Raw genomic sequence first — 17,634 nt, 5'->3', positions numbered from 1 at the left:
AGGCGGCATTATAGAGATGCCGCTCATATTGGCAAGCAATAAATGCGTTTTTTATTAAAAAAAGAGGTTAAGCGAAGACATTTCAACCAAGGGCTTATTTATACCACTTTCACCCCAAGTTTCGAACAAATTACCCACAACGACCTGTGGATAACTACTCTCCACTATCAAAAAAGTAAGATAAACGAGCCCTAGGGTTTAGATACTCTCGAACTTGTTCAGGTAATTTGCTTGGATGAACGGCATTAACGATTTTGATCTCTTTAATAAAGAGGTCAATGATCGGAGCTTGGGTTCTTGGCACGCTAGGATCATAGATAAGTACATTTGGATAAAGCATATGTTTAGCGTTAACGGATATCACAATCCCAATCGAGTCATTTGAAAGCTGTACTACAGTTCCTGGTGGATAGACTCCCATGAACTTAACTAACAGCCCCAAGTTATCTTGGCTATATAGATGCTTGCAGCTCTTATATAGGTGGGACAGTGCCAAATACGGGATCATTTGTTGAGATTGCGTTTTACCATGGCAAAGGTTATCAAATGCATTAGCCACGGCGACTATCTTGGCAAATTCATCAATCTCATGTTCTTTTAAGCCCTCGGGGTAGCCAGAACCATCATTCATCTCATGATGTTGAGCGATCACCTTTTTAGCACTTTCAGGAAAGTCATCAATTGCCGATACAATATCCGCACCGTATTTAGTATGAAGCTTCAGGTAGTTCTCTTCTGGCACCGTTAGTGCACTCTGCTTTCTTAGTATCGCGACTGGTATTTTGATCTTGCCTACATCGTGAAACAACGCTGCGAATGAGAGGTCTTTCAATTGCTGTGTGTTATAGCCTTTGGCCTTTCCTATCATCAGTGCAACAACCGAAACATTTAGAGTATGAAAGTAAATATCTTCGAAATCTGCTTTAGCATTCATAAGGTGCAAGGTGACGTTATCATCGCTCACTAGAGTTTCAACGATATCATCAACAAGAGCCTTAACCTCCCCTACCGCATCTAAAGGTCTGTTACGGATCTTGGTCATCACAGATCGCATTCGAGCAAGCGAACGTTCAAACTCTCTCTCACAATGACTCACCCTGCGGCGGTAAGAGCTAAGGGTTTCGATACGCTCATGCTTATCTTTCCACATTCTTTCCGTTTCAAGGCTTACCTGTGAATCAATATCGACTTCTTGTTCACCTACGTGATTAACAGGTAAAGGTGAGGTATCACTTTGACTCAGGTTTATATAGACGTGCTTAATCCCAAGATGTCGAATTACTTTTACTTGAGCGTCATCTTTGATTTTAAAGCTGTTGAATAAAAATGGGTGTTCATTCCATTTTACGGGGAGTCGTATATGCAGACCGGGCTGAATGCGATCTACGGTAATCTTTATGCTGCCCATTTTTATATATAATATTGATGATTAATCTCTATTTATAATTCTAATAAAACCAAGCAGCAATTTCACTATCCAATTTCACAGGCTCAACTTAAAGAGTCGCAGTGCACCATCCAGCGTATACCGAATTTATCTTCTACTTTGCCAAATCGAGCCCCCCAAAAAGTATCTGCGAGTGGAGTCATTATCCGCCCTCCCTTCTTGAGCTTTTCAAAGATTTGTTCTTGAGTCGCGGTATCTTCAGTCACAAGAGAGAGAGCGAGATTGTTGCCTTCAAGTTCTTTTGCCTTAACACCATCAGACATCATCAGCTTCATACCAAACGCTTCGAACTCAGCATGCATAACCCAATCAGGTTGAGCGCCCTCGATTACCTGTGGTGCATCACTGAAAAGTTGTTTCGATAAAACCACACCACCAAAACACTTATGATAAAAATCCAACGCTTCACTACAACGACCATCAAAAAATAAGTAAGGGGTTACTGTCAGCATATTTCTCTCCTCTGTTAATCCTTTAAACATAGACAATAGAATAGAGAATGACAGGTAACATCATGATTTAAGATGATTAATTCATTATCAGATCGAATAGCGAAGGGAAATTATGGGATTTAGGAATGAAACATCAAGATCTGTCTAATTAAAGAAGCCTTCTTGTCGCCACCGCGAAGGCAACGTTATCAGCTCTCCAGATACAACAAAGCCCCGACTTGAGTCGAGGCTTTGTCATTTAAATATGGTACCGGTAGGCGGACTTGAACCGCCACGCCCGAAGGCAACGGATTTTGAATCCGTCGTGTATACCAATTTCACCATACCGGCATTATCTTGGGGCATTGCCCTTTCGATGTTTGGCATTATACGTATGCGAACTGATGTGGCAAGTATAAAAACTTGAATTCATGTGTGTTTGCCGATAATTTCGCCACTAAGTCATAAGCTGTGCGTCATGTCTCTTTTCAGGCTAAGCCTTAAACTATATTCTGACGCCTCAATTTTTAAAGAAGTAATAACACATGACATCAACAAATACTCTGCCACCAGCAGGAGTCATGCGCCGATTTGGTGCCTTGTTCTACGACGCTCTGATCGTAATCGCTATTGAAATGTTGGCGGCTGGCGTCATTGTCGCTCTACTGCACGCGCTCATGGCTCTCGGCATTTTTAACCACAGCGGTTATGCCGATGTTAGTGACTTCTTAACCAACCATCCGATTTGGAGCCCTGCATATACCTTTTACTTAGTCGCCGTTTGGGTATATTTCTTCGTGTTCTTCTGGACTAGAGCTGGTCAAACTCTCGGCATGAGAGCTTGGAAGCTGCGCGTTCAAAACAAAGATGGCTCAGCGATCACAGTAACTCAGGCGCTGATTCGTTTAGGTACTTCAGGTTTTGGACTGGCAAACCTATGTGTTCCATTCGATCCTGAAAAACGTGGCTTTCACGATATCTGGGCAAAGACCGAAGTCGTTGTGTTACCACAAGCACGATAATGTGATTTAAGTTAGCTCCAATCAAGATCAAAAAAGGAAGGCGTTATGCCTTCCTTTTTACTATTTACAGTTTCCGCCTCAAGAGCATGATGGCAATTCCAAGGAACACCACGCTCGGGGCTATTGCGCCAAAGGCGGGTGGTATTTGATAAACCAAACTCACTGGGCCAAAGAACTCACTGGATATATAGAAGGTAAAGCCAGCAATAACACCTGACAAAATCCTCGCACCCATGGTCACACTACGCAAAGGACCAAAGATAAACGACAGTGCCATCAACATCATAACCGCGATCGAAATTGGCTGGGTTATCTTTCTCCACAGCGCCAATTCATAGCGTGATGCATCTTGCTCTGACGCCTTCAGATAAGAAACATAATCATACAACCCACTTAACGATAGCTCTTCTGGTTTAACCGTTACTATCGCCAACTTATCTGGAGCTAATGACGTTTCCCAAGAGTAAGTCGGTAAACTTTCTTTAGTAATTTGAAGTTCGTTTTCAAAAGACGTGATCTCTACATCCTTCATCGTCCACACGTTGTCTCCAACGTAATCAACTTCGTCAGAATAAATAGCGGTTTTAAGTGCCTTGTTTTCATCAAAGCGCCACATGTTCATTCCATATAGCTTCTGGTCATCGATTTTGACAATGAAGATGAAGTCATTGGCATCACGAGCCCAGACACCACTTTGCGTCGAAATAATATTACCACCAGCAATCGAGATAGTTCTTAAATCACGAGCCATTTTCTGCGCTTGCGGTGCTCCCCATTGACCAAGCAATGTCACCACGATCATCAGTGGAATAGCTGTTTTAAGTACTGATAGGCCGATATCTAACTTAGAGAAACCAGCTGCCTGCATAACGACAAGCTCAGAACTTGCAGCAAGCATACCAAGCCCTATCAATGCGCCAAGCAATGCAGCCATTGGAAAGAACATTTCGATATCACGAGGGATACTCAATAAAACGAAATACAGCGCTTGTAATAGATCGTATGTACCACGGCCAACTTTTCTTAGCTGTTCTACATATTTGATGATCCCAGAGAGACCAACAAACGTCACCAATACCAGTGACGTCGTTGCGATGATGGTTCTGCCTATATATAAATCGAGAATCTTAAACACGGCTTAAGCCAACCTCTTATTCTTGAATTTTTCTTTCAAACGCCTTACTGGCACGCTATCCATAAAGTTGGCACCAATCGCGACAAATAACAATAACGCATTGATTGGCCACATGCCGATTACCGCAGGAATGCTCCCCTCTTCGATTGAAGACTTGGTTGCACTGATTGCTAAGAAATAGGTGAGATAAATCAGTATTGCTGGGCCGATTTTCGCAAAACGACCTTGTCGAGGGTTTACCGCAGACAGTGGCACGACAAGCATGGTCAACAATGGAATACAAAGTACCAAAGAAATACGCCACTGCAACTCTGCTTTCGCACTATTATTTGAGTTACCAATCAGTTCAAGCGTAGGGATCGCTTCCCAGTCTCGACCTTTCTTCTCAACTTCACGCTGACCAATCAGGCCTTCGTATTCTTCAAAGTGCGTCACCCTGTAGTCGAGGCGAGTCGGAATGCCTTCATGACGAGTACCATCGTACATTACGATCACTTGGCGACCATCACTGAGCTCTTTTACATCACCTGACTTCGAGAACATCACACTTGGCAGTACAGAATCACGCGGACGCATTTGAGCTACGAACACGTTTTCTAACTTATTACCGTCGATATCATCAATAAACACGACAGAAGAGCCATCCGGCGTACCTTCAAACTTACCTTTTGGTAGCAAATCAACGCTGTTCTCTGCAGCTACTTCTTCATACATTTGTTCAACTTTGTCTTGTGACCAAGGAGATAACCAAAATGAGTTAAAGGCTGCAACAGATGCCGTAATTAAAGCGAGGTAAAGCGCAGATTGGATCAGGAATTTATTACCGATACCGGTGGCGTTCATGACCACTATTTCACTTTCAGCGTAAAGGCGGCCAAAAGTAAGCAAAATACCAATATAGATACTGAGTGGAAGCATCAATAGGCCCATCGCTGGCATATTTAAGCCAACAATCGACAATATAAGACTCGCAGGGATATCACCATCAGAGGCATCCGCTAAAACACTGATGAATTTTTGGCTGAGAAACACGAGAAAGAGAACAAAAAAGATCGCAAATTGGCTCTTGATTGTCTCGCGGATCAAATATCTAACAATAATCACGCTCAAATTACCTATACAAAACTTGTTTTTTTGATTGAATCACTATAATTTCCCGTTGAACCTTTTATTTTTTTAAATTTTTAGCTAAGTGTTAGCGTTCTTCTTTAAGGTTAGTTCCATTATAGGATCCAACAAGTAAGAACCCATTATCTAACATTTAGTTCGATTTGTCTTCAGGATGTAGGAGTACGCATGGAGTTCAGTGTAAAAAGTGGCAGCCCAGAGAAACAGCGCAGCGCATGTATCGTTGTCGGTGTATTCGAACCGCGCCGCCTTTCTCCAGTAGCCGAGCAATTAGATAAGATTAGCGATGGCTACATTAGTTCACTGCTTCGTCGCGGTGATCTAGAGGGTAAACCTGGCCAGATGCTACTACTGCATCAAGTACCTGGTGTACTTTCAGAACGTGTTCTACTGGTAGGCTGTGGTAAAGAACGTGAGCTAGGCGAGCGTCAATACAAAGAAATTATCCAAAAAACCATCAGTACACTAAACGAAACAGGTTCTATGGAAGCTGTATGTTTCCTTACAGAACTTCACGTTAAAGGTCGCGACACTTATTGGAAAGTTCGCCAAGCGGTAGAAGCGACTAAAGATGGTCTTTACACATTTGACCAATTCAAGAGCAACAAGCCAGAGACTCGTCGCCCACTACGTAAATTGGTATTCAATGTACCAACACGTCGCGAATTGAGCCTGGGTGAGAAAGCAATCTCTCACGGCCTTGCTATTGCTTCAGGTGTAAAAGCGTCTAAAGATCTAGGCAACATGCCACCAAACATCGCAAACCCTGCTTACCTTGCTTCTCAAGCTCGTCGTTTAGCCGACGATTACGAGACAGTGAAGACTAAGATCATTGGCGAAGAAGAGATGGAAAAACTGGGTATGACATCATACCTAGCAGTTGGCCGTGGCTCTAAAAATGAATCGATGATGTCTATCATGGAATACAAAGGCGCTCCGGATCCAGATGCGAAGCCGATTGTATTAGTAGGTAAAGGTCTGACTTTCGATTCAGGCGGTATCTCGCTTAAGCCTGGTGAAGGCATGGATGAGATGAAGTACGACATGTGTGGTGCGGCGTCTGTATTCGGTACAATGAAAGCACTGGCTAAGCTGAACCTGCCTATTAACGTGGTTGGTATCCTAGCCGGTTGTGAAAACATGCCGGGCAGCAATGCTTACCGTCCAGGTGATATCCTAACGACAATGTCAGGCCAAACGGTTGAAGTACTCAACACTGATGCTGAAGGTCGCTTGGTTCTATGTGATGCTCTAACTTACGTTGAGCGTTTTGAACCTGACTGTGTTGTCGATGTTGCTACGCTAACTGGCGCATGTGTTATCGCTCTAGGTCACCACATCAGTGGCGTTCTATCGAACCACAACCCACTTTCTCACGAACTTGTTAATGCTTCAGAGCAAGCAAGTGACCGTGCATGGCGTCTACCTATGGCAGACGAGTACCATGAGCAGCTAAACAGCCCGTTCGCTGATATGGCGAACATCGGTGGCCGTCCTGGCGGCACAATCACTGCTGGTTGTTTCCTGTCTAAATTCACTAAGAAGTACCACTGGGCACACATCGACAGTGCTGGTACAGCTTGGAAGTCAGGCGCAGCGAAAGGCTCGACAGGTCGTCCTGTCTCAATGCTAGTCCAATTCTTATTGAACCGCAGCGGCCAAGAGACTGAAGAGCAATCTTCAAAATAATAAAAAGGGCCTACGGGCCCTTTTTTAATAAGCGCTATTTGTTAGACCCTGTTAACCAAGTAACATTGATATCCACGATTTTCAGTTCGAGTATTAAGTATGCAGACTGCTACATTTTACATTGTGCCTTCAGACAGCCCGCAAGCCAGCGAAGATGGTTTTGCTCACTATGTGCTGTTTCTTGCTCAGCACTTTGCAAAACAAGGCGCTAAACTTTATCTCAACTGTAATGACAAAGAGCATGCCGAGCGTATTGCTGAAGTTTTCTGGCAAGTCGAACCCTGTGATTTTATTGCGCACAACTTGGTTGGCGAAGGCCCGAAGTATTCAACCAACATCGAAATTGGCTATCAAGGCGTAAAACATAATTGGAATCGTCAGCTAGTAATTAATCTGGCCGATAATCATACAACCTTTGCGAACGCCTTTGCTCAGGTGATAGACTTCGTCCCTTGCGAAGAAAAAGCTAAGCAACTCGCTCGAGAAAGGTATAAAATTTACCGTCAAGCTAGATATCAGCTACAAACTATCGAGATTCAACATCCATAGTCAAACCTCATAGTTAAAGCTATCTTTGGATTTAGATTCAAGAAGCTTCACTTATGAAGTTTGACCACGATTAACCATTCACAGTATCCGTTTAAGAGCACTATGGAAAAGACATACAACCCAACATCAATCGAACAAGCTCTGTATAAGACTTGGGAAGAGAAAGGCTACTTTAAGCCACACGGTGACACATCAAAAGAAGCTTACAGCATCATGATCCCGCCACCGAACGTCACTGGCAGCCTACACATGGGTCACGCGTTCCAAGATACGATCATGGATACGCTTATCCGTGCTCAACGTATGAAAGGCAAAAACACGCTTTGGCAAGTGGGTACTGACCACGCTGGTATCGCAACTCAAATGGTTGTTGAGCGTAAGATTGCTGCTGAAGAAGGCAAAACAAAACACGACTACGGGCGTGAAGCTTTCATCGACAAGATCTGGGAATGGAAAGGTGAATCAGGTGGCACGATCACTCAACAACTTCGTCGTCTTGGTGCGTCTGTAGATTGGGATCGTGAACGATTCACTATGGATGACGGCCTATCGGCTGCGACTCAAGAAGTGTTTGTTCGTCTATACGAAGAAGACCTAATCTACCGTGGTAAGCGTCTAGTAAACTGGGATCCTAAACTGCACACTGCAATCTCGGATCTTGAAGTTGAAAACAAAGACAAAAAAGGTTTCATGTGGCACTTCCGCTACCCGCTAGCGAACGGTGTTAAAACGGCTGATGGTAAAGACTACATCGTTGTTGCGACTACACGTCCAGAAACCATGCTTGGCGATACTGGTGTTGCTGTTAACCCAGAAGATCCTCGTTACAAAGATCTTATCGGCAAAGAAATCCTACTTCCTGTTGTAAACCGTCTTATCCCTATCGTAGGCGATGAGCACGCAGACATGGAAAAAGGCACGGGTTGTGTGAAGATCACTCCAGCTCATGACTTTAACGATTACGAAGTGGGTAAGCGCAACAACCTACCGATGATCAACATCCTAACGTTCAACGCTGATATCCGTGATGCTGCGGAAGTCTTCACAACGAACGGCGAAGAATGCGATGTTTACTCAACAGATATCCCTGCTAAGTACCAAGGCATGGAGCGTTTTGCTGCACGTAAAGCTATCGTTGCTGAATTCGATGAGCTTGGTCTTCTTGAAGAGATCAAAGATCACGACCTAACTGTCCCTTACGGCGACCGTGGTGGTGTGGTTATCGAACCAATGCTGACTGACCAATGGTACGTGCGCACAGCTCCTCTTGCAGAGCCAGCAGTTAAAGCCGTTGAAGATGGTCAAATCCAATTCGTACCTAAACAGTACGAAAACATGTACTTCGCGTGGATGCGTGACGTACAAGACTGGTGTATCTCTCGTCAACTTTGGTGGGGCCACCGTATCCCAGCATGGTACGACAACGATGGTAAAGTTTACGTAGGTCGCACTGAAGAAGAAGTTCGTGAAAAGAACAACCTAGCGCCTGTTGTTGTGCTTAAGCAAGACGACGACGTACTGGATACTTGGTTCTCTTCTGCACTTTGGACGTTCGGCACACAAGGCTGGCCTGAAGATACTGAAGCACTGAAAACATTCCACCCATCTGAAGTTCTAGTATCTGGCTTTGATATTATCTTCTTCTGGGTTGCTCGTATGATCATGATGACCATGCACTTCGTGAAAGACGAAGATGGCAAGGCTCAAGTACCTTTCAAAACTGTTTACATGACGGGTCTTATCCGTGATGAAAACGGCGACAAAATGTCTAAGTCGAAAGGTAACGTACTTGACCCAATCGACATGATTGATGGCATCGGCCTTGAAGAGCTAGTAGAGAAGCGTTGTGGCAACATGATGCAACCAAAACTGGCTGCTAAGATCGAAAAAGCGACACGTAAGACTTTCGAAAATGGTATCGAACCATACGGTACTGACGCACTGCGTTTCACTCTTGCTGCTATGGCTTCAACTGGCCGTGACATCAACTGGGATATGAAGCGTCTTGAAGGTTACCGTAACTTCTGTAACAAGCTATGGAACGCAAGCCGTTACGTACTGATGAACACAGAAGAGCACGACTGTGGCATGTCACTGTCTGTAGAAGACCGTGCAAACATGGAATTCTCTCTAGCCGATAAGTGGATTGAGTCTCAGTTTGAAGTTGCAGCGAAAGAGTTTAATGCTCACCTAGACAACTACCGTCTAGACATGGCAGCAAACACGCTTTACGAATTCATCTGGAACCAATTCTGTGACTGGTACCTAGAGCTAACGAAACCTGTTCTTTGGAAAGGTACTGAAGCTCAACAACAAGCGACTCGTTACACGCTTATTACGGTTCTTGAGAAGACTCTACGTCTTGCTCATCCTGTTCTTCCTTACATCACTGAATCTATCTGGCAGAGCGTTAAGCCGCTAGTAGACGGCGTTGAAGGCGAGACCATCATGACTCAAGCACTTCCTCAGTTTAATGAAGATAACTTCAATGCTGAGATCGTTGACGACATCGAATGGGTTAAAACTTTCATCACTGCTATCCGTAACCTACGTGCGGAATACGACATTGCACCAAGCCAAGGCTTAGAAGTAATGATCAAGGTTGCTGATGAGAAAGATGCCGCTCGTATCGAAGCGAACAAGATCGTTCTTACTTCTCTAGCTAAGCTAGACGATATTAAAGTTCTAGCTGATGGTGAAGAGACTCCTGCTTGTGCAACTAAACTGGTTGGCAAATCTGAGTTGATGATCCCAATGGCGGGTCTTATCGACAAAGATGCAGAGCTTGCTCGTCTAGATAAAGAAGTCGCTAAGACTCACGGCGAGATTAAACGTATCGAAGGTAAGCTAGGTAACGAAGGTTTCGTTGCTAAAGCACCAGAAGCAGTTATCGCGAAAGAGCGTGAAAAGCTTGAAGGCTACAAGGAAACTCTTGTTAAGCTTGAAGAGCAAAAAGCGACAATCGCTGCGCTTTAAAACCGAGTGAACGAGAAGGCTTCAAACTTCTCGGTCTAAATAGAAAGGTTGGTCTTGGTGACCAGCCTTTTTTTATACCTCTGATTCCAATATTCCAATGCTTCTCACTCTATTCTCACTCTAGCCGCACTGATTGATAGGTTTCATCTATCAAATTAATCTCTACTTCCCATTATACTTAATGATAATAATTCTCAATAATAGACCTATCGAAACAACACAACGATTGAGTAATTATCATGAAAAAGACACTAACCTTTGCTGCATTACATTTTACTATCGCATTTAGTGTCGCTTATGTACTAACAGGCGACATCTTAATTGGTAGCTTAATCGCTATGATTGAGCCCTCTGTCAATACTGTTGCCTTCTATTTTCATGAAAAGGCGTGGGCTCAAGTTCCAGCGCTTAAAGCTCGTCAGTGGATGACCAAATTAAAAACAGCAAGCTTTGCTAGCATCCATTTTAGTGTTGCCTTTACCGTGGTCTACTTGTTGACTGGAGATGCTTTCATCGGCGGTGTGATGGCCTTGCTAGAGCCAACTTTAAATACCGTTGCTTACTACTTCCACGAGAAAGTCTGGTTACGTAAATCAGGCGACCAAATGGCACAACAACAATTCTGTTTGCACCAACATGCTTAGTCACCATATATTGGGTCACATATTAGTGACCCTTTCATAGGCAGATCATGGAACAAATTGCTGAGTTCACCCTTAGACCCATTACACCGCAAGACAACCCAAGCATCGCACAAATCATTCGCCAAGTTTCGGCTGAGCATGGACTCACAGAAGATAAAGGTTATGGCGTAGCCGACCCAACACTCGATGATATGTACTCTGTCTATAGCCAAGCGAATGCAATGTACTGGGTTATCGAACACAACGGAAAGATCGTCGGAGGCGGTGGCTTTGCCCCTCTAGCAGGTAAACCCAATGTGTGTGAGCTACAAAAGATGTACTTCTTACCGCAAACTCGAGGGCATGGCCTAGCCAAGCGAATTGTCGCTTTGAGCTTAAAGCAAGCCAAGCAACTTGGGTATCAATACATGTATTTAGAAACGACGAAGTGCTTGGGTGCTGCGGTCAAACTCTATGAGAAGCTTGGGTTTGAGCATCTTGAGTCAGCTTGGGGAGAAACAGGCCACGACGCTTGTGAGGTTGTCATGGCCAAGTCGTTATAAGCAGAATGCGCCGCTATAGCGAAAGAAGATAACGCTAAAATATACGGAGTTAACGTAGAAAGTTACTGACGCAAGAAGTTGGGTTCAAGGCAACAAAAGAACTCTCTTCTTGCCCATCAAGTACCACTTCTAATGGGTATAGATACTTGGGGTTAGGATTCTCAATATCAAAAATGATAGGAGCTTCGACCTGGAACACGACGCCAGTATGTTCAGCGCGTACATCAATCGGCATCACGAGAGTCATACCATTAAACTTGATGGATGCCGATACTAACCCCGCCTTTAGCGTTTGATAGATAACATCCACTTTAAACTCACAGCCACCACCGTGGTGCCAGATCTGCTCTGTGACAACTTGCTCTAGCTTGACGTTTCGAACGAACTGCAGGTATGGCGCTTGCCAAATCCCGATGCGTGAATCAGATTTAGCGATAGCCTGTGAAGATACAGAGTCATCCATGTCTTCTTCAAGCAATAGGCTCTCCTCTTCTTCAAGGAAAAGGATCTCGAAACGGTTTCGGCCGGACTGCATATAAGGACGGATATCTTTACGGTATTCAGCTTGGCTACCATCACAATCAAAAACAGCCACACCATTAAGTCGAACTTCAGCAAAATAATCGACTCCAGCCATCACTAACTCAACAAATGGACACGCTAACATAGCGTCATCCACTTCGATGTCGTGCATCAGGTGCCACTCTTGCTCTGCAATTTGACTTTCACTCAAGCTATCAGGGAGCTTTGAGCTTAACGGAGCCGGAAAGGTGATGTCATCTTGTGGGATAGAGAGATCCGTCAGTGGCGAAATTTGCCAAAGACCATCGAGAAGCAACCGCATATCATTCCTTGAGCTAGATCAATTTTGACCGCATTATAATGAATGAATGCATATAAAGACATTTATTTTTCTGAGGGTAAAAAAATGCCAGCTCGAGGCTGGCATTTTTTAAAATTGGGAAAGAATTACTCTTCGCCTTCATCATCTTCGTCTGGGTAGATAGCATCTTCACCTTCGTAGTAAGTGCCCCAACCGTCGTAGATAATGTCAAACTTCTCTGCAAGGTTTACAAGCTTCTCAACTTGCTCATCAATCGCTTCTGCATTCAGAGTACATTGCATCGTTGCATCACAACAAAGTAGCTTATTGCCATCTTCGTCTTCTGTCTCTTCAGCTTCAAGCACTTCAAAGCCCATTTTGAATGCTTCAACAACCGCTTTCTCAAGCACATCGAAATCTTCAGCAAATAGGTGATGCTCGATATCGTATAGAGCTTCAGGATCGCTACCATCTTCAATTAATGCTGTAATGATGTCGCGAGTCTCTTCCTTTTGAAATTCAATTAATTCCGCTACTGATAGATATTCATCTTCGTGAGACATGTGTCTGCTCCAGAGTGTTGACTATGAAAAGATCAAATTTGATTGCCACGAAATATGGCACGGATCGTCCAGAAAAGCCACCCAGATCAGGCCTAGAAAGGTAAGTTTATCGCGAGATCGCAGCGCCAATATCAATTCAAAAGTGAAATCAAAATCACAGAAACAAATTTTCAACATTTTATTAACTGCGCCGTATTTTAGCATTTCGTTTTTGTGGCCACTTTAGGGCTTATTGAATAAAACTTGCGTGATTAGTCACGTTAGGTGCATACGCTAAACCGCTTTTGGGGTGCATAAATCCTCAGCTTGTTATCAAAAAGTGCATAATAGTGAATAAAAAATCACGATTAATAAGCAAAATTCAATTCTAACAAGCCACGAATTGAGCATAGATCCTCAAAAACGTTGTTCCGTTCGATAGCCAGTTAGTTGGAATTTAATCTGTATAAACTTAAAAATCACAGGTTTTATGACCAATTATTACCCAAATACCTTGTATTAACTCAATCTACAAAACTTGCATATTACGGACAAGCTTGTCATAAATAGACGCTGGATTAATAGTAAGGATGCAAAATGAGTAAGCTGTACGTTGGCTCCGAAGTCGGTCAATTGAGACGAGTTCTCCTAAATAGACCTGAAAGAGCACTCACCCACCTCACCCCTTCAAACTGTCATGATCTTCTATTTGATGATGTACTTGCCGTTGAAGCCGCTGGTGAAGAACATGATGCCTTTGCAGAAACGCTGCGCAGCCAAGACGTAGAAGTACTACTGCTGCATGACCTGCTAGTAGAAACGCTTGCCGTATCTCAGGCTCGTGAGTGGTTGCTGAATACTCAAATCTCAGATTTCCGTTATGGGCCGACTTTCGCCCGTGACTTAAGAAACTACCTTGCTCAAATGGATAATGAGCATCTAGCAACGATCTTACTCGGTGGCTTGGCCTACTCTGAGCTTCCTATCAAATCATCATCGATGCTGCCTAAAATGCATCGACCACTCGATTTCGTTATCGAGCCACTGCCTAACCACCTATTTACGCGAGATACTTCTTGCTGGGTTTACGGTGGTGTATCGCTTAACCCAATGATGAAGCCTGCACGTCAACGTGAAACGAACCACCTGCGTGCTATCTACCGCTGGCACCCAGTGTTCGCAGGCCAAGATTTCATTAAGTACTTTGGTGACGAAGACCTTCACTACGACAACGCTAACATTGAAGGCGGTGACGTACTGGTTATCGGTAAAGGTGCGGTACTGGTTGGTATTTCAGAGCGTACGAAACCACAAGGTGTCGAAAACCTAGCGGCTAGCCTATTTAGATCAGGCCAAGCGAGCGAAGTGATTGCGATCGATCTACCAAAACACCGCTCTTGTATGCACCTTGATACGGTGATGACACACATGGATATCGACACGTTCTCTGTCTATCCAGAGATCGTTCGTAAAGACCTCGACACTTGGCGCTTAACGCCAAAAGAAAACGGCGAAATGCGTGTCGAGAAAGCTGAAAACTACCTGTCAGCGATTGAAGGCGCACTAGGCCTTGATCAACTGAAGATCATCACTACCGGCGGTGATAACTACGAAGCTGAGCGTGAACAGTGGAATGACGCTAACAACGTACTGACAGTGAAACCTGGTACCGTGATTGGTTATGAGCGTAATGTTTACACCAATGAGAAATACGACAAAGCGGGTATCGAAGTTCTAACGATTCCTGGCAACGAGCTAGGCCGTGGTCGTGGCGGCGCGCGCTGTATGAGTTGCCCTATCGAAAGAGACGGTATCTAAGTCAAAGAGCTCAGTTAAACAGACTCAATAATCTTATCTAGGCCAGTATTCATTTACTGGCCTTTTTTATCAAATTAATAAAATAAATATTCACAAATATAACATTTTTATGTTTAACTAAGTTCTTCATTGATTCTATATACGCAAGGAGCGAGAGATGGCCTTTAATCTTCGCAATCGTAACTTTCTAAAACTTCTCGACTTTACTCCTAAAGAGATTCAGTTTTTACTCGACCTGTCTGCTGACCTAAAAAAAGCTAAGTATGCAGGCACTGAGCAGAAGAAACTCAACGGCAAAAACATTGCTTTGATCTTCGAGAAAGCATCAACTCGAACACGATGTGCGTTTGAAGTGGCCGCCTTTGATCAAGGTGCTCAAGTCTCTTACCTTGGCCCTTCTGGTTCTCAGATTGGTCAAAAAGAATCAATGAAAGATACGGCGCGTGTATTGGGACGCATGTACGATGGCATCGAGTATCGTGGCTTTGGTCAGAGTATCGTTGAAGACTTAGGCGCTTATGCGGGCGTGCCGGTTTGGAATGGCTTAACCGATGAGTTCCACCCTACTCAGATCTTGGCTGATTTCCTCACTATACTTGAGCATGGCCGCGGGAAGCATCTACACCAAATCAGCTTTGCTTATCTAGGCGATGCACGCAATAACATGGGTAACTCTCTGTTAGTCGGAGCCGCGAAGATGGGCATGGATATTCGCCTTGTCGCGCCTAAAGCATTCTGGCCAGAAGAGCAGCTTGTTGAAGAGTGCCAAGCTATCGCGCAAAGCACAGGTGCCAACATCACGCTGACAGAAGACGTTGCTGAAGGTGTTCAAGGCTGTGATTTCCTTTATACCGATGTTTGGGTTTCAATGGGCGAGGCCCCTGAAGCTTGGGACGAACGTGTAGCGGTAATGAGACCATACCAAGTGAATATGGATGTCATTAAGCTCACTGGCAATCCTCAAGTGAAATTCATGCACTGCCTACCCGCTTTCCATAACAATGAAACCGTGATCGGCCAGCAAGTCGCAGATAAGTATGGAATGAACGGTTTAGAAGTTACTGATGAAGTCTTTGAATCGGATTACTCAATTGTGTTTGATGAAGCTGAGAATCGCATGCATACCATCAAAGCGGTGATGGTTGCGACACTGGGTCAATAGCGAATACTGAAAGTAAACAAAAGCTTGATGTAATCGCTTGCGCTCACAAATTGAAAGCGTATAATTCTCGGCAATTTGTCTGAGAGTAGTGAAAATGACGCCAACCAATATTGTGATAACACATAGTAATATTGTGAAAACACCAAATATTGCTCGTAAGCTAAGATGCTTACCAGGCCGTCTATTCTGCTTTTCAGCACTTTTTTAAAGCCTCCCATTATGGGGGGCTTTTTTATGGCCAAAACATTATTGTGGGGAAGAAGATCATGGCGAACTCGCTCTATCAAAAGCACATCATCTCAATTCCAGAGCTTTCTCGTGAAGAGCTAGAATTAATTGTTCAAACGGCAGGTCAGCTAAAGGCTGAACCAAACCCAGAACTCATCAAGAACAAAGTTGTTGCCAGCTGCTTCTTCGAACCTTCTACACGAACTCGTCTCTCTTTTGAAACTGCGATTCAACGCATCGGTGGTGATGTGATTGGTTTCGACAGTGGTGGTAACACTTCTTTGGCAAAGAAAGGCGAAACGCTAGCGGACTCGGTACAGGTTATCTCTTCATACGTTGACGCTTACGTGATGCGTCACCCTCAAGAAGGCGCAGCGCGTCTGGCTTCTGAGTTCTCAAACGGTGTTCCTGTTATTAACGCAGGTGACGGCGCAAACCAACACCCAACACAAACGTTATTAGACCTATTCTCTATCGCTGAGACACAAGGCCGCCTCGACAACCTAAACGTTGCATTCGTTGGTGACCTTAAGTACGGCCGTACGGTTCACTCATTGACTCAAGCACTAGCGAAGTTCGACAACATCTGTTTCTACTTCGTGGCTCCAGAAGCTCTAGCGATGCCAGACTACATTTGCGAAGAGCTTGATGAAGCGGGCATCAAGTACCAACTATTGACGGACATGGAAGATGTGATTCCTGAGCTCGATGTCTTGTACATGACTCGAGTTCAAAAAGAGCGCTTCGATGAGTCAGAATACGCGCACATAAAATCCGCATACATCCTGACCGCTTCGATGCTGGAAAATGCACGCGATAACCTGAAGGTTCTGCACCCTCTTCCTCGCGTTGATGAAATTACTGTCGATGTCGATAAAACACCTTACGCTTACTACTTCCAGCAAGCAGAGAATGGTGTTTACGCCCGTGAAGCATTGCTAGCCCTTGTTCTTAACGAAACGCTGTAGAGGAGAGATATCATGTCTAAAGAGACTCAATTAAAAGTTGAAGCAATCAGAAACGGTACTGTTATCGACCATATCCCAGCCAATATCGGGATCAAGGTTCTAAAACTGTTCGACATGCACAATTCTCATCAGCGCGTGACGATTGGCCTGAATCTACCGTCTTCTGCACTAGGCGGAAAAGACCTGCTCAAGATTGAGAATGTGTTTATCACAGAAGAACAGGCGAGCAAGCTGGCACTTTATGCGCCTCACGCAACAGTGAATCAAATCGAAGATTACGAAGTGGTTAAGAAACTACCACTAGAACTTCCTGAGCAAATCAACGATGTGTTCGAGTGTCCAAACACCAACTGTATTACTCACAATGAACCGGTTGAAAGTAGCTTTAAGATCTTTGAAAAGAAAGAAGATATTCGATTGAAGTGTAAGTATTGCGAAAAAGTCTTCTCTCGCGAGATCGTAACAGAAAGATAACGTCATACGGCAAAGCAGACCGAATGTAAAAACTATCAAATACCTCGCCTGTGCGG

The 17,634-nt window shown here is 44.1% G+C and carries 16 protein-coding genes and 1 tRNA gene; 10 read left to right on the top strand and 7 right to left on the bottom strand.

Annotated features, from left to right (window positions below):
- Positions 1-154 precede the first annotated feature (154 nt).
- From AB4154_RS17840 to AB4154_RS17830, 3 genes are all read right to left on the bottom strand, one after another.
- Positions 155-1,408 (bottom strand): HD-GYP domain-containing protein, encoded by a 1,254-nt coding sequence (locus AB4154_RS17840; protein WP_017063746.1) that lies wholly within the window; start codon positions 1,406-1,408, stop codon positions 155-157.
- Positions 1,409-1,491: 83 nt separating this feature from the next.
- Positions 1,492-1,899 carry a VOC family protein gene (locus AB4154_RS17835; RefSeq protein WP_048605864.1) on the bottom strand — a complete coding sequence of 136 codons (408 nt, stop codon included), beginning with the start codon at positions 1,897-1,899 and terminating at the stop codon, positions 1,492-1,494.
- 245 nt (positions 1,900-2,144) lie between these two features.
- Positions 2,145-2,229: transfer RNA gene (locus tag AB4154_RS17830), tRNA-Leu, on the bottom strand.
- A gap of 194 nt (positions 2,230-2,423) precedes the next feature.
- On the opposite strand from AB4154_RS17830, the gene AB4154_RS17825 reads away from it, so the two are divergent.
- Positions 2,424-2,900, top strand: a complete 477-nt coding sequence (locus AB4154_RS17825; RefSeq protein ID WP_017058939.1) for an RDD family protein — start codon at positions 2,424-2,426, stop codon at positions 2,898-2,900.
- 64 nt (positions 2,901-2,964) lie between these two features.
- On the opposite strand, the gene lptG is transcribed toward AB4154_RS17825, so the two are convergent.
- Both lptG and lptF read right to left on the bottom strand, forming a co-directional pair.
- Positions 2,965-4,035, bottom strand: a complete 1,071-nt coding sequence (gene lptG, locus AB4154_RS17820) for an LPS export ABC transporter permease LptG (RefSeq protein WP_017058938.1) — start codon at positions 4,033-4,035, stop codon at positions 2,965-2,967.
- Positions 4,036-4,038: 3 nt separating this feature from the next.
- The gene (gene lptF / locus AB4154_RS17815; RefSeq protein ID WP_017058937.1) at positions 4,039-5,139 is read right to left on the bottom strand and encodes an LPS export ABC transporter permease LptF; all 1,101 of its coding nucleotides are present in this window, start codon (positions 5,137-5,139) and stop codon (positions 4,039-4,041) included.
- Between the two features lie 192 nt (positions 5,140-5,331).
- Here lptF and pepA point away from each other — a divergent pair, with 192 nt between their 5' ends.
- From pepA to AB4154_RS17790, 5 genes are all read left to right on the top strand, one after another.
- Entirely contained in the window at positions 5,332-6,852 is a 1,521-nt protein-coding gene (gene pepA, locus AB4154_RS17810; RefSeq protein ID WP_017058936.1) for a leucyl aminopeptidase, read from the top strand.
- Positions 6,853-6,951: 99 nt separating this feature from the next.
- A complete protein-coding gene (locus AB4154_RS17805; protein WP_017066664.1) occupies positions 6,952-7,401 on the top strand; it encodes a DNA polymerase III subunit chi in 450 nt (149 codons plus the stop codon).
- Positions 7,402-7,503: 102 nt separating this feature from the next.
- Positions 7,504-10,377, top strand: a complete 2,874-nt coding sequence (locus AB4154_RS17800; protein ID WP_372123719.1) for a valine--tRNA ligase — start codon at positions 7,504-7,506, stop codon at positions 10,375-10,377.
- A 239-nt stretch (positions 10,378-10,616) separates the two neighbouring features.
- Complete coding sequence (locus AB4154_RS17795) at positions 10,617-11,021, top strand: DUF2061 domain-containing protein (RefSeq protein ID WP_102320268.1); 405 nt, start codon at positions 10,617-10,619, stop codon at positions 11,019-11,021.
- A gap of 47 nt (positions 11,022-11,068) precedes the next feature.
- Complete coding sequence (locus tag AB4154_RS17790) at positions 11,069-11,563, top strand: GNAT family N-acetyltransferase (RefSeq protein ID WP_372123717.1); 495 nt, start codon at positions 11,069-11,071, stop codon at positions 11,561-11,563.
- A 49-nt stretch (positions 11,564-11,612) separates the two neighbouring features.
- Here the strand turns inward: AB4154_RS17790 and AB4154_RS17785 are convergent, their stop codons facing one another.
- Together AB4154_RS17785 and rraB are read right to left on the bottom strand one after the other, a co-directional pair.
- Positions 11,613-12,407, bottom strand: coding sequence for a glycosyl hydrolase 2 galactose-binding domain-containing protein (locus AB4154_RS17785; RefSeq protein WP_017058931.1), 795 nt, complete (start codon positions 12,405-12,407; stop codon positions 11,613-11,615).
- A 125-nt stretch (positions 12,408-12,532) separates the two neighbouring features.
- Positions 12,533-12,949, bottom strand: coding sequence for a ribonuclease E inhibitor RraB (gene rraB / locus AB4154_RS17780; protein WP_017058930.1), 417 nt, complete (start codon positions 12,947-12,949; stop codon positions 12,533-12,535).
- A 576-nt stretch (positions 12,950-13,525) separates the two neighbouring features.
- Between rraB and arcA the strand changes: the two genes are divergently transcribed.
- The 4 genes from arcA (at position 13,526) to pyrI (ending at position 17,578) form a co-directional block, all read left to right on the top strand.
- Positions 13,526-14,746, top strand: coding sequence for an arginine deiminase (gene arcA, locus AB4154_RS17775; protein ID WP_017069412.1), 1,221 nt, complete (start codon positions 13,526-13,528; stop codon positions 14,744-14,746).
- A gap of 157 nt (positions 14,747-14,903) precedes the next feature.
- Positions 14,904-15,908, top strand: coding sequence for an ornithine carbamoyltransferase (locus AB4154_RS17770; RefSeq protein ID WP_372123715.1), 1,005 nt, complete (start codon positions 14,904-14,906; stop codon positions 15,906-15,908).
- Between the two features lie 266 nt (positions 15,909-16,174).
- On the top strand, positions 16,175-17,104 hold the full coding sequence (gene pyrB / locus AB4154_RS17765; RefSeq protein ID WP_012604860.1) for an aspartate carbamoyltransferase: 930 nt from the start codon (positions 16,175-16,177) through the stop codon (positions 17,102-17,104).
- Between the two features lie 12 nt (positions 17,105-17,116).
- Positions 17,117-17,578 carry an aspartate carbamoyltransferase regulatory subunit gene (gene pyrI / locus AB4154_RS17760; protein ID WP_017058927.1) on the top strand — a complete coding sequence of 154 codons (462 nt, stop codon included), beginning with the start codon at positions 17,117-17,119 and terminating at the stop codon, positions 17,576-17,578.
- The last annotated feature ends 56 nt before the right edge of the window (positions 17,579-17,634 follow it).

Origin of the sequence: Vibrio sp. 10N.286.51.B11 (genome assembly GCF_041469245.1) — a bacterium.
Classification (GTDB): Bacteria; Pseudomonadota; Gammaproteobacteria; order Enterobacterales; family Vibrionaceae; genus Vibrio; species Vibrio crassostreae_C.
This window is presented reverse-complemented; position numbering and strand designations above follow the sequence as displayed.